12 protein-coding genes and 1 pseudogene are annotated in these 14,067 nt (G+C 38.0%); 8 read left to right on the forward strand and 5 right to left on the reverse strand.

All coding sequences use genetic code 11. The features are described 5' to 3' along the window. Positions 1-19: 19 nt before the first annotated feature. From rsmD to HNR32_RS02380, 4 genes and pseudogenes are all read left to right on the forward strand, one after another. Complete coding sequence (gene rsmD / locus HNR32_RS02365) at positions 20-589, forward strand: 16S rRNA (guanine(966)-N(2))-methyltransferase RsmD (RefSeq protein ID WP_183859284.1); 570 nt, start codon at positions 20-22, stop codon at positions 587-589. Then, positions 586-1,074, forward strand: coding sequence for a pantetheine-phosphate adenylyltransferase (coaD, locus tag HNR32_RS02370; RefSeq protein WP_183859286.1), 489 nt, complete (start codon positions 586-588; stop codon positions 1,072-1,074). Before rsmD ends, coaD begins: the two co-directional genes overlap by 4 nt. Before the next feature lie 84 nt (positions 1,075-1,158). After that, positions 1,159-1,647 carry an ATPase gene (locus HNR32_RS02375; RefSeq protein ID WP_183859288.1) on the forward strand — a complete coding sequence of 163 codons (489 nt, stop codon included), beginning with the start codon at positions 1,159-1,161 and terminating at the stop codon, positions 1,645-1,647. Between the two features lie 119 nt (positions 1,648-1,766). Further along, positions 1,767-4,327, forward strand: a pseudogene (locus HNR32_RS02380) (TIGR03960 family B12-binding radical SAM protein). Positions 4,328-4,396: 69 nt separating this feature from the next. On the opposite strand, the gene HNR32_RS02385 reads toward HNR32_RS02380, so the two are convergent. Then, entirely contained in the window at positions 4,397-4,762 is a 366-nt protein-coding gene (locus HNR32_RS02385) for a YezD family protein (RefSeq protein ID WP_183859290.1), read from the reverse strand. Between the two features lie 243 nt (positions 4,763-5,005). Between HNR32_RS02385 and HNR32_RS02390 the strand changes: the two genes are divergently transcribed. The 4 genes from HNR32_RS02390 to HNR32_RS02405 all read left to right on the forward strand — a co-directional run bounded on the left by HNR32_RS02390 (position 5,006) and on the right by HNR32_RS02405 (position 9,045). Next, positions 5,006-5,800 carry a HesA/MoeB/ThiF family protein gene (locus HNR32_RS02390; RefSeq protein ID WP_183859292.1) on the forward strand — a complete coding sequence of 265 codons (795 nt, stop codon included), beginning with the start codon at positions 5,006-5,008 and terminating at the stop codon, positions 5,798-5,800. 16 nt (positions 5,801-5,816) lie between these two features. Further along, entirely contained in the window at positions 5,817-6,239 is a 423-nt protein-coding gene (locus tag HNR32_RS02395; RefSeq protein ID WP_183859294.1) for a M67 family metallopeptidase, read from the forward strand. Further along, positions 6,236-7,099, forward strand: coding sequence for a ferredoxin-like domain-containing protein (locus tag HNR32_RS02400; protein WP_183859297.1), 864 nt, complete (start codon positions 6,236-6,238; stop codon positions 7,097-7,099). Before HNR32_RS02395 ends, HNR32_RS02400 begins: the two co-directional genes overlap by 4 nt. A gap of 260 nt (positions 7,100-7,359) precedes the next feature. Continuing rightward, positions 7,360-9,045, forward strand: coding sequence for a carbon starvation CstA family protein (locus HNR32_RS02405; protein WP_183859299.1), 1,686 nt, complete (start codon positions 7,360-7,362; stop codon positions 9,043-9,045). A gap of 113 nt (positions 9,046-9,158) precedes the next feature. Here HNR32_RS02405 and dnaJ read toward each other — a convergent pair whose 3' ends face one another. The 4 genes from dnaJ to hrcA all read right to left on the reverse strand — a co-directional run bounded on the left by dnaJ (position 9,159) and on the right by hrcA (position 14,024). Further along, on the reverse strand, positions 9,159-10,289 hold the full coding sequence (gene dnaJ, locus HNR32_RS02410) for a molecular chaperone DnaJ (protein WP_183859301.1): 1,131 nt from the start codon (positions 10,287-10,289) through the stop codon (positions 9,159-9,161). 99 nt (positions 10,290-10,388) lie between these two features. Beyond that, a complete protein-coding gene (gene dnaK / locus HNR32_RS02415; RefSeq protein ID WP_183859303.1) occupies positions 10,389-12,248 on the reverse strand; it encodes a molecular chaperone DnaK in 1,860 nt (619 codons plus the stop codon). Positions 12,249-12,363: 115 nt separating this feature from the next. Continuing rightward, complete coding sequence (gene grpE / locus HNR32_RS02420) at positions 12,364-12,963, reverse strand: nucleotide exchange factor GrpE (RefSeq protein ID WP_183859306.1); 600 nt, start codon at positions 12,961-12,963, stop codon at positions 12,364-12,366. A gap of 32 nt (positions 12,964-12,995) precedes the next feature. Then, positions 12,996-14,024 carry a heat-inducible transcriptional repressor HrcA gene (gene hrcA / locus HNR32_RS02425; protein ID WP_183859405.1) on the reverse strand — a complete coding sequence of 343 codons (1,029 nt, stop codon included), beginning with the start codon at positions 14,022-14,024 and terminating at the stop codon, positions 12,996-12,998. Positions 14,025-14,067: the final 43 nt, after the last annotated feature.

The following is a 14,067-nucleotide window of genomic DNA, read 5'->3' on the forward strand; positions in this document are numbered from 1 at the left end:
AGTTTAAAAAGGTGACTTAATGAGAATAATAACCGGCTGTGCCCGCGGAACAAAATTAAAAACTCCATCTGGAATGAATACCCGCCCAACAGCAGATCGCATAAAAGAATCGCTTTTTAATATTTTGCAAAATGATATCATTGACACCAATGTTTTAGATATTTTTGCCGGCAGCGGTGCTTTAGGCCTTGAGACCTTGAGCCGTGGTGCCGCCAGCGCAGTCTTTATTGATAAATCTGCTGACAGCATTGCTGCTATTGAATACAATGTCCAGCATACTCGTTTGCAGGATAAAGCTGTTATCAAGCGATTAGATGCCGTTGATGCCGTAAAATTACTGGAACAAAAGAATTATACATTTGATATTATATTTTGCGACCCACCTTATCATAAAGGACTTTGCCAGAAACTGCTGGATACACTTAATACCAGTAATATCCTAGCCGATAACTGTCTTTTTATTGCTGAAATTGGCAAAGATGAAGAATTAAATAGTGATAACAGTAATTTTGAATTATTACGCAGCAAGACCTATGGTGCTACAACCAAAATCAATATTTACAAATATATCAAGGGGATTAAATCATGACACTTGCATTATGCCCAGGCAGTTTTGACCCGGTGACTAATGGACATATAAATATCTTTGAGCGCACTGCCAAAATGTTTGATCATCTAGTAATTGCCGTTTTTAACAATGTACGCAAAACACCCTTTTTATCAATTGAAGAACGTGTACAATTATTACAGCAGGCAACCGCTCATATTGATAATGTTACCGTTGATGCTTTTGACGGTCTTTTATCTGATTATATAAACCAAAAAAAAGCTAATGTTGTTGTTCGCGGACTGCGCGACCAAAATGATTTTTTTTATGAAACTTCGCAGATGCTGATGGTAAAACGTATGGCACCAAATGTTGAAATGATGTACCTTATGAGTGAGCATCAGTACTCTTATGTTAGTTCTTCAGCTATCAGGGAACTTGCTAATTTTCATGGTGATATTAAAGGACTTGTGCCTGATTGTGTAGAAAATGTCATACGAAGTAAATATAACCTTAGCAATAACTAGAGATATTGCTAAGGTTATATGATATAATTAAAGGTAAGTTTTTATTTTATTATTATAAATATAAAGTAAAGGTAGGAAATATAAATGGCTATAAATGAACTGCTTGATGAATTGGAAGAATTAGTAGTTGGTTCCAATCGTGTTCCATTTACCAATAAATGCGTTATTGAAGAAGACAACTTAATGCGTTTAGTTGAAGGACTGCGCAAAGAATTGCCACAAACCATAAAGAGTGCTGAAGATGTTATTCGCAATAAGCAGCAAATTCTTGATCAAGCCAAAAAAGATGCTGATAATATGCTGGATCAGGCTAAAGAATATGCTACTAAAATAACTGCCGAAGACCAGATAATGGAACAGGCCCGCACCCAAGCCAAAGAAATCATGGATAAAACCATTGAAAATTCTACTCAATTACGAACAGATTCACTTAAATATGCCAATGATGTATTTGAATATGCTTTAGGCAATTTAAACAGTGCCCTGCAGGCTGTCCAGGAAGCGCAAACAGGTCTTAACGAAAATGTTCAGGCTGCTCCGACAATTACTCCCGTTAAGGAAAATCAAAAATAACTTATCTAGGTCAATAAAATATTTATTGGCTATCTAATAAATATGTATTTTTTATAAGCTACTGCCTATGCAGATTTTGGCAGCAGCTTTTTTAATGAAATGATAGGAATGAATTTTATATGAATAAGCTTTCACCGTCTATCTTACAGACGGTTAGTAAACCTGCTCGTTATACTGGTGGCGAAGTAAATGCCATCCATAAAGATTTGAATACTGTAGATTGTAAGTTTGCATTATCTATGCCCGATGTTTATGAAGTCGGCATGTCCAATCTCGGTCTTAAAATTTTATACGAAATTATCAACAATCGTACTGATACTGCTGCCGAGCGTGTTTATACGCCATGGCCGGATATGGAAGGAAAAATGCGGGAAAATAAGATTCCACTATATAGCCTTGAATCTTATACCCCACTTAATGAATTCAACTTTATCGGCTTTACTTTGCAGTATGAATTAAGCTATACCAATATATTAAATATGCTTGATCTTGCCGGTATTCCATTATTTGCTAATGATCGCAGCAACGACATGCCATTTATTGTTGGTGGTGGTCCCTGCGTTTATAATGTTGAGCCTATCGCTGACTTTTTTGATTTCTTTATTTTAGGCGAAGGTGAAGAAGTAATAAATGATGTAATTTCCGCTTTTATTGCCTGGAAAAAAGAAACCTCAACCTGTGACCGTCATGAATTTTTACGTATTGCTGCTAAAATCCCTGGTATCTATGTTCCAGCTTTTTATGAACCGCATTATGATGAAAATAATAATTTTGTAAAAATCACACCTAAATATGACGATATTCCTGCTGTTATCCATAAACGTGTTTTAGCCGATTTAGATAGTATTCCCAGCATAGAAAAACCGATTGTGCCATTTATAGATATTGTCCATGATCGTCTTATGCTCGAACTGTTTCGTGGCTGCAGCCGTGGCTGTCGTTTTTGCCAGGCGGGTATAATTTACCGCCCTGTAAGAGAACGCCGCTCAGAAACATTATTTAAACTAGCTGAAAAAATGATTGATAATACCGGTTATGACGAAATGTCCTTAACCTCCTTAAGCTCAGCTGATTATTCCTGTCTGCCAACACTTATTGATGACCTGACTGATAAATACGCTGGGCAAAAAATGAGTTTTTCACTGCCGTCCCTGCGCATTGACAGCTTTTCCATTGATATTGCCCATAAATTACAGGCGACCCGCAAAAGCGGCCTTACTTTTGCTCCGGAAGCAGGTACCCAAAGGCTGCGTGATGTTATTAACAAAGGCGTAACTGAAGAAAATCTGCTGGATTCCTGCTCTGCTGCTTTTAAGCATGGCTGGAAAACCGTTAAATTATACTTTATGATGGGCCTGCCTACCGAAACCGATGAAGATATTATCGGCATCGCTGATTTAGCCCAAAAAGTAGTAAATTTATATAAAAATATAAAAAACCGCCGCGATGTAAAGGTCACTGTCAGCGTATCCTGTTTTGTACCAAAACCCTATACACCATTTCAATGGTTTGGTCAAAATACCCAGGAGGAATTTAAGCGTAAACAGCGTTTATTAAAAGACACTATAAAAGATAAAGCTATTAATTTTAACTATCATGATTCAGCTACCAGCAGCCTGGAAGGCATTATTGCCCGCGGTGACCGCCGTTTAGCAAAAGTCATCTATAATGCCTATAAAAATGGTGCAAAATTCGATGGCTGGAGTGAAATGTTCAATAATGATATTTGGATGCAGGCCTTTGCTGATGCCAATATTGAAACAGCTCCATATAATCTGCGCCAACGTGAATTCGCGGAAAATCTACCTTGGGACCATACCAGTCCCGGCGTAAATAAACAATTTCTAATAAATGAATATAAAAAAGCTGCTGCCGAACAGCTCACACCAGACTGCCGCCGCGGCAGCTGTACAGGCTGCGGAATTTGTCAGGAACTCGATGTTGCTGTCACCGACTGGGGGGAAAAATAATGACAATCTTTCGCATAGAAATCAGCAAAAAAGAATCGTTACGTTATATTTCCCATCTTGATTATGCTAATCTGCTGCAGCGCTGTATACGCCGGGCCAAATTGCCAGCCGCTTATTCTGAAGGCTTTAATCCTCATATGAAAGTATCATTTGCTTCGGCATTGGCTCTCGGTGTTACTACTGATGCCGAATATGCTGATATTGAGCTTACCCGTGACATGTGTCAACCGGAATTCTTTGATAAGTTAAGCAGTGCCTTGCCTGAGGGAATTCAGTTATTACAGGCAAAAAAACTAAATACCGAACATCCTAAATCTATGAACGCCTTGGCTGATACGGCTGTTTATGAGCTCATTATGCCGGAAGATATTTCATCAGAATTAATAAATGACGCTATCACTAAATTCAATGCTGCTTCTTCCATTACTTTTACCCGCCAGCGTCGCGGCAAAAAAGCACAAAAGGGACGCATTGTAAAAAAAGATATTGATATTAAGAATTATGTTGCTGTACCTTTGCAATATAATGATGAAACTCACTGTCTATTATTAAAATTAAAAGTATCACCTAATGGCAGTATCAAACCTATTGAAGTTTTAGAATCAATAAAAAATGATCATATTGCTGATTTAGATATTTTTGCTGTATTAATAAACCGCAAAGCTTTATTATCACAGGGACAGCCGCTTATCAATATCAGCCCGCGCTAAACAATATAATATACAAATAAAAAACTGGGCCTATCGCACATTAATAACAATATATGCCAGTCCCAGTTTTTATATTCCTTCGCCATCCATACCGGTAAAATCACTAAACCGATATTTTTCAGTTTTTTCTACTTGTGTTACCTTGCCAGACTTTATTATGATGGCAATATTGCCAAAAGCTAAATCAGAAAATTCCTGCTGTATTTTTTCGCAAACAGGTGTATAGTCTATATGCTGCGTTTTTTTGTGATATGCAGCATATTTAGATATATCAACCAACCGCATTTTCTCATTGCGTTCAATTTGTATCAGACAGGAATTTTGCACTATTAAATTTATTTCTCCGTGAAATATTTCCTGCATTAACGAAGTTATTATTTTTAATGCAGCAGAACTTAGTTTATTATTTTTATTGATAATTTTTTCCCCAGCCATTTTCATCCCTCATATTATGATATATTATATTATTTATAATGTATCATAATTATATTAATCATTTCATTGTATGTCAACATAATATTGACAGTATAAGCATATGATGTTATTCTATATACAGTTTAGTAAAATTTTATGTAATGGCTTATTAGAAAACTAAAGGCCGGGGCAAGTAGGTATTTTGTATCTATTTACCTTGGTCTTTTTTATTTATTATAAATATATGATGAGTGGTGAATAATTATGTCTCTGACAGATGAGCAGTCAAAACGCTATTCCCGACATATTTTATTGCCGGAAATAGGCATTGCCGGGCAGGAAAAATTATTAAACAGCAATATTTTGATTATAGGCACTGGTGGACTTGGTTCACCCACAGCAATGTATTTAACAGCTGCTGGTATTGGTCACATTGGTCTGGTCGATTCTGATTGTGTAGAACTTTCCAATCTACAGCGGCAAATAGTCCATCTTACCAAAGATATTGGCAAAGCCAAAGTACTATCAGCCAAAGAAACCCTAAATGAAATGACTCCTGCTGCCGACATTATAACCTACAATGAAATGATAACAGCAAATAATATTACTGACATAATCAATAACAAAAATTATGACTTTATCATTGACTGCACTGATAATTTCCCAACAAAATTCTTAATTAATGATGCCTGTGTTTTATTGCACAAACCATTTTCCCATGCTGGTATTCGTCGTTTTGAGGGGCAGAGTATGACTTATGTACCGGGAAAAGGTCCATGCTATCGCTGTATTTTTAAGAATCCACCACCACCTGAGGTAGTCCCACCTGCACGCCAAACAGGTGTATTAGGAGTCATGGGCGGCATTATAGGCAGTATTCAGGCCACTGAAGCCATCAAATATATATTGGGCATTGGCAATTTACTGACTGGCAGTCTTTTAACCTATAATGCCCTATCCATGCAGTTCAGGAAAATAAAAATTTCTGCCAATGATGACTGTGCTATCTGCGGTACAAATCCCAGTATCACTAAGATAATGACCTGCCATAATATCTAATTCAAGGATAATAATTATGCTTATATTACAACAAAATTATTTTTCGCAAATAGCAGCCTATGCCCGCCAGCAATTGCCGCTTGAAGCCTGCGGCCTTATTGCCGGCATCAAAGAAAATGAAAATATTATAGTAAAAAAAATTTATTTTCTAAATAATGTTGATAAGAGTGTAAGACATTTTTCCCTTGCCCCGCAGGAACAGTTTCAAGCCATTAAAGATATGCGGCAAAACAATTATATATTATTAGGCAATTGGCATAGCCATCCATCTTCTGCGGCAGTTCCCTCGACTGAAGATATAAAATTGGCTTATGATCCTGCTCTAAGCTATCTAATATTATCATTACAATATTCTACCCCGCTATTAAATAGTTTTAAAATAAAAAATGGCTTTATAACAAAAGAAATCATACATATTATACCGGAGGAAAAAAGATGACAAATGTAAACTACAAAGAATTGAAGAAAAATGGCTTTATGCAGCAGATCCAAACGGATAATTTTTCCATGCGCTTAAAATCAGTTGGCGGTCATTTGACGGCTGCCCAGCTGCAAACAATACAGGAAGTGGCAGAAAAATATGGCAATGGCACTGTTCATCTAACCTCGCGTCAGGGTGTGGAAATCCCTTTTATAAAACTTGCTGACATTGAAACGGTAATTGATTATCTGCATAAAAATGATATGGAAGTGGGTGCCTGCGGTCCAAGAGTTCGCACCATAACCGCCTGCCATGGCAACAGCATTTGCCGCTGCGGTCTTATAAATACTGCTGAAGTTGCCCAAGAGCTTGATATTCGTTACGGCGGCAAAGAACTGCCGCATAAATTCAAAATGGGCGTAACCGGCTGTCCTAATAACTGTCTAAAAGCCGAACAAAATGATATCGGCATCAAGGGCGCATTAAAACCACTCTGGCTGGAAGATAAATGCTGTTTCTGCGGTCTGTGTGCTGCAGCCTGCCCAGGTAAAGCGATTACTGTTGATAAATCAGCAAAAACATTAACCTTAGATGAAGAAAAATGCATAAACTGCGGTAAATGCAATAAAGTCTGCCCTACCTCAGCTTGGACCGGCGAACAAGGCTTTTTGCTATCCTTTGGCGGATTATATGGCAATCGCATAACTGTCGGTAAGCATCTGCTGCCAATTATTCTTTCTCAGGAAATTTTATATAAAGCAGTTGATACTGCCTTAAACTTTTTTGCCAAGAATGCCAATAAAGGTGAACGTTTTGCCAATACTTTAAACCGAGTAGGCTGGGAAAAACTGGAAAAAGATTTGCAACAAATATTATGAATTCTAAAAACAGCGTATCAAAATGATGCGCTGTTTTTATTTTTGTCATTATTAAAATAGTAACCTAAATTTTCGTTGTTTTACTTTAATTTAATTTTATTCTCTTTACTATTTATACCGCCGTAATATATTAATTTTTACGGCGTATCTTTCATTTACAACTTAACAAATAATAATTGACTTTATTTTATATAAGTGTTATATTATCAATCACATACCGCAATAGCGGTATATATTTATTTATAAAGGAGTTAATTTCCGTGAATGGTATAACAATGCTCAGTATTGCAATTATTATTTTTTTAGCTGGCTATTTTATTTATGGCAAATGGCTGGCCCGTACCTGGGGAATAGATGCCCAGGCCTTGACCCCTGCCTATAAACACGAAGATGGGCAAGATTATACACCAACTTCAAAGTTTATGGCTTTTTCCCATCAGTTTTCTTCTGTTGCCGGTGCCGGACCTGTTACTGGTCCTATTATTGCTGCGATGTTTGGCTGGCTGCCCGCCTTTTTATGGATTGTTATCGGCGGTATTTTTTTTGGCGGTGTACAGGATTTCGTGGCCCTTTATGCCTCGGTTAAAAACGAAGGAAAATCGATGGGTGTTCTCATCGAACAATATATCGGTAAAACCGGCCGAAAATTATTTTTGTTATTTTCCTGGCTTTTAACGTTACTGGTAATTGCTGCCTTTGCTGATATTGTTGCCAATACCTTTAATGGTTTTGCTGCTGACGGCAGCAAACTTTTGCCTGGTGCTTCGGCTGCCTCAATCTCAATGATTTATATTATTGGTTCACTGCTGTTTGGCATCTTTGTAAAAAAATCCCATCCTAAGGAATCAGTACGTTTTATCGTTGCCATAATTTTAATACTTGCCATGATAAGCCTAGGTATCGCCTTTCCTATGTATTTTTCCCGTGATATTTGGATTATAGTTGCACTTACCTACTCTTTTATAGCTTCTGTCCTGCCTATGTGGCTTTTAATGCAGCCACGTGATTATTTAAGTACATTTTTATTAATTGCTATGATTGCCAGTGCTATTATCGGTATTATCATCGCTAATCCTTCTATAAATATGCCTGCCTTCGTTGGTTTTGAAGTACATGGCAAAAGTTTATTCCCAATTTTATTTATAACAATTGCCTGCGGTGCTGTTTCCGGTTTTCACAGCCTCGTATCATCTGGTACTTCCTCTAAAACCGTTGCCAATGAAAAAGACATGTTGTTTATCGGTTATGGTTCAATGCTTGTGGAATGTATTTTAGGTGTTGCGGCTCTAATAATTGTTTGTGCTGCTGCTAAAAATGGACAAATGCCCCATGGCACGCCTTTTCAAATTTTCTCCGGCTCCGTTGCGGGCTTTTTAAGCATGCTGGGTATGCCCAGAATTTATGCCGTATGTATAATAACCATGTGTGTTTCCGCCTTAGCTTTCACAACTCTTGATACCGTTGTCAGAGTCGGCCGCTTATCTTTACAGGAACTCTGTCAATCGGATGATGCTGCTTCTATGAATATCGTCCAAAAAGCTGGTGCTAATAAATATATTGCTACCTTACTAACCATTGGTATTGGTTATCTGCTCTGCCGTATCGGTTATATGAATATATGGCCATTATTCGGCTCAGCCAATCAGCTTTTAAGTGCTTTAGTCTTAATCTGTATGGCAGTGTTCCTGCGCATGACTAATCGCAAAGGCTGGATGCTGTTTGTTCCAACCATTGTAATGTTTATTGTAACATTCACTGCTTTAATCCAGGCAGTATACCATATATTTATTCATATGCTCGATGGACACTTTATCTTTTTAACTGACGGATTACAGCTTATTATCACTTTAGCCCTTATGTTCCTGGCAGCTTCTGTTGTTAATCACTGCCGTGGTGAGCTTTTTGGTGATAAGAAAAAATCTTCTAATGCCATATTAAGTAAATAGTATTTCGCCCTAAAAAAAATAAAAAAAGAGAGCCACTTATGCGAATTCACTTAATTTCACTCATTCGCTAAAACGGCTCTCTTTTTATTTAAAAAAATCTTTTATTTTATCGGTCAGTGTTTTTTTTTTGTTTCTTTTTTAGGAGAATTACCACTTTCAGCAGCAAATTCTTCCAATAATTCTTTTTGACGATTGGTTAATTTTTCCGGTGTCTTAATTTTTATTTTTACATGCTGATCACCACGGCCGATGCCGCGCAAATGAGTAATTCCCTTGCCTTTTAAGCGCAGAACAGTACCATACTGCACACCAGCAGGCACAGTTATTTCAACTTTGCCATCAAGTGTCGGAACCTCAATTTTATCACCAAGTGCTGCCTGAACAAAAGAAACAGATACTTCACAAATGACATCATCACCAGAACGACGGAATATTTTATGAGGGCGAACTGTTATATAAACATATAGATCGCCGGTTTCACCGCCGCGTGTGCCTGCTTCACCACCACCAGATACACGGATGCGCGAGTTATTATCAACTCCGGCAGGAATTTTCACCTTAATTTTACGACGTACACGAACACTGCCCTGTCCATTGCAATCTGGGCATGGATCTTTAATAATCTTGCCTGTACCATTACATCTGTCACAAGTACGGGCATTTACCATGCGGCCAAATGGTGTATTATGGACATCCTGCACCTGCCCTGTACCATGACATTTAGGACATTCTTCTGGCTGTGTCCCAGGTTTTGCCCCTGTCCCATGGCAGGTTTTGCAATCTTCGGTGCGAGGAATTTCCAGTTCAATTTCCTTGCCAAAAGCCGCTTCTTCAAATTCAATTTCCAAATTATAGCGCAGATCATTACCACGTTGCGGACCTTGGCGTCTGCTGGAACGTCCGCCACCACCGCCAAAGAATGCATCGAAAATATCGCCAAAATCGCCTGAATCACTAAAGCCGCCAAAACCGCCAAAGCCACCGAAACCGCCGGCGCCACCACCACCGCCGCCATTTTCAAAAGCAGCATGACCAAATTGGTCATATTGAGCCTTTTTCTGGGGGTCAGATAAAACCTCATAAGCTTCATTAGCCTCTTTAAATTTCTTTTCCGCTTCAGGATTGTCTTTATTGAGGTCAGGATGGTATTGGCGGGCTAATTTTCTAAATGCTTTTTTTATTTCAGCCTCAGCAGCACTTTTACTTACACCGAGGACCTCATAATAATCTCTTTTTTCGCTCACTTTATCCACCTTGTTATATATAGACTAACCTGATGACTTTATACTAAAGTCATCAGGTCACTTATTTTATTAATACATTTATAAATTAATAACAGTCAATTATTTTTTATCATCATCGACAACTTTATAATCAGCATCAACAACATCGTCATCAGCCTTAGCATCAGAACCAGCATTTTGTTGAGCTGCTCCAGCGGCGTCAGCACCAGCAGCACCTTGAGCCTGTTGTGCCTGCTGATAAGCAGCCTGACTCATTTCATAAAGCGGTTTTTGCAATTCTTCAGTAGCTTTTTTAATAGCTTCAGTATCAGTGCCTTTTAATGCTTCTTTTACTTTATCGCAGGCAGCCTGAATTTTCTCTACTGCAGCTTTATCGGCTTTATCACCAAGATCTTTAATTGCTTTTTCAGCCTGGTATACCATGCTTTCAGCAGTATTTCTTGTTTCGATTTGTTCTTTTTGTTTTTTATCATCAGCTGCATGTGCTTCAGCTTCTTTTACCATGCGGTCAATGTCATCTTTGCTCATACCACTGTCGGACTGAATTGTAATTTTTTGTTCTTTACCAGTACCAAGATCTTTAGCAGATACATTAACAATACCATTAGCATCAATACTAAAGGTAACTTCGATACGAGGCACACCTCTTGGAGCTGGTGGAATATCGGATAATTCAAAACGCCCAAGGGTTTTATTGCCAGCAGCCATTTCGCGTTCACCCTGTAATACATGGATATCAACGGAAGGCTGATTATCAGCAGCAGTGGAGAAAGTCTGGCTTTTTGATGTAGGAATAGTTGTATTTCTTTCAATAATTTTAGTACATACACCGCCAAGAGTTTCAATCCCCAAGGATAATGGTGTTACATCAAGAAGAAGTACATCTTTTACATCACCAGCTAGAATACCACCCTGGATAGCAGCACCGATGGATACGCATTCATCTGGATTTACACCACGGTTTGCTTCTTTACCAAGTTCGTTTTTGATGATGTCCTGAACAGCCGGAATACGGGTGGAACCACCAACAAGAATGATTTTATCAATATCGTTTATAGAAAGGTCAGCATCCTGCAATGCTTTTCTGGTAGGTTCAATAGTTCTCGCTACCAAATCACCGGTAATTTCATCAAATTTAGCACGAGTAAGTGTTAAATCAAGATGTTTAGGACCGCTGGCATCAGCTGTGATAAATGGCAGATTAACATTGGTAGAAGTCATGCTGGAAAGTTCGATTTTAGCTTTTTCGGCAGCTTCAATAAGGCGTTGTGCACTCATTTTATCCTGTGATAAGTCAATACCATTGGATTTTTTGAATTCAGCTACCATCCAGTTCATTACAGCAATATCAAAGTCATCACCGCCTAAACGGGTATCACCATTGGTTGCTTTAACTTCAAATACACCATCGCCAAGTTCAAGGATAGATACATCAAATGTACCACCGCCAAGGTCAAATACAAGGATAGTTTCATCCTGATCTTTATCAAGACCATAAGCCAGGGAAGCTGCTGTTGGTTCATTGATAATACGAAGTACTTCAAGACCAGCAATTTTACCAGCATCTTTTGTAGCCTGACGCTGGCTGTCATTAAAGTAAGCAGGTACTGTTATAACAGCCTGAGTTACGGTTTCACCAAGATATGCTTCAGCATCAGCTTTTAATTTCTGCAGAATCATTGCAGAAATTTCTGGTGGTGTATAGCTTTTATCATCAATATTTACTTTATAATTTTCACCCATATGACGTTTAATAGAAGCAATTGTTCTATCTGGATTGGATACTGCCTGTCTTTTAGCAAGCTGTCCTACAAGACGTTCGTTATCCTTAGTAAAACCTACTACGGATGGTGTAATGCGGCTACCTTCTGGATTTGTGATAACTGTAGGTTCGCCGCCTTCCATAACGGAAACTACAGAGTTAGTTGTACCTAAATCGATACCAATTATTTTTGACATTATAAAACTCCTCCTATATCTTTATGTGTTATAAAAATAATAGATTACTTATTAATATCCCCTATTAAGTCAATTTATAATAAATTTCTACCCTTAGCAGGGAATATATTCATCTTTAATTATTAGAAACTACTTTTACCATTGCTGGACGAACAACACGACCTTTTACCATATATCCTTTTTGCAATTCCTGGTCAATGGTATTATCTTCTTTTTCTGCATCTTCTACACGCATGACAGCCTGATGGAAATTAGGATCGAATTTTTCGCCTTCAGTTTTTATTACTTCAAGGCCATTTTTCACTAATACTTCATTAAATTGTGTAAAAATCATTTTAACGCCCTCTTTTAAGGCATTATCATCACCCTCGGCTGCTACTGCCCTCTCAAAATTATCGAGAATTGGCAACATATCCTTAACAAATCCCTGCAATATAACATTAGAAATTTCTGCTTTTTCCTGATTACTGCGACGACGGAAGTTAACAAAATCAGCCTGTAAACGCTTAAATTGCTCCTGCGCATCAGCTAAAGCCTTATCAGCATCTGCAACTGCATCGTTATTTTCATCCGAAGACTTTGTATCAGTGTCGTTATCAGATGACTCAGCAGCTTTAGACTCATCTTCGGCAGATATCGCTTCATTGATTTCCTGTTTCATTTCATCCAGTCTATCACTGTCTTTTTTCTTCATTTCATCTTTCATATACGGCATATTTACCTCATCTTTTCTCTAAATATTAGCAGCTACAAATACTTTTTAAGCATTTGCGCCATATTTTCATTCATGAATTCCAGTAATGTCATTATCTTACTATATTCCATACGAGTCGGACCTAAAACTGCTATTGTACCTAAGGGCTGTCCATCGATATGATAAGTAGCCTTAATAATGCTACAGTCCTGCATCGTACTATATTTATTCTCTTCTCCTATCGTAACGGTGAGCCCTGCAGTCCCCTGCGCTGTACTATACAATATATCCCTCAGTATAGGTTCCTCTTCTAACATCTTTAAGATATTTTTTACTTTATTTATATCATGGAATTCCGGCTGATCAAGCAGCTGCGGCATTCCTTCTCTATATATCTGGTTGCGCTTTTCACCCGCCAGTGACTGCTCTACTACATCCATTATCTTATTAAAAGCAGCTGTATCAACCATTTCAGTGCGCATGGAATGCAATGCACCAATGCTTATCTCATTTAATTTCTTGCCCGATAAATATTCGTTGAGCACTTGCGCCATCTGAACAAAATCTGTAACAGACGCACCATTTGGTATCTTTATTATTTTATTTTCTACATAGCCGGTATCACTCATAATGGCTGCAATAACATGCTCATCATCAAGCGGCACAAATTTTATATAATGAAAAACTGATTCAGCCAGCTGTGGTGTTATAACCATGGATATATTATTCGTCAAATGAGAAATAATTTTTGCTGTCTCGCGAAAAACCTCATCAAGACTCTCTACCTTGGTATCATACCACTGTCCAATCAATTCCATTTCATTACTGCTAAGTCTTGTCGGTGTTAATAGATCATCAACATAGAGACGATAGCCCTTATATAACGGGATGCGTCCTGAAGAAGTATGCAGATGCTCGATATACCCCAAAAATTCCAAATCAGCCATTTCATTGCGAATAGTAGCTGGACTTACTCCCAAATCATACTTTCTGGCAATAGTCCTCGAACCTATAGGTTCAGCTGTTGATATATAATCATCTATAATCGCTTGCAGTATACGTCGTTTTCTTTCGTTGAGCATCATGACATCACCTCACATTGAACGAAATGCCCTTTTTACTTTA

This window comes from Pectinatus brassicae (assembly GCF_014201835.1).
GTDB lineage: Bacteria > Bacillota > Negativicutes > Selenomonadales > Selenomonadaceae > Pectinatus > Pectinatus brassicae.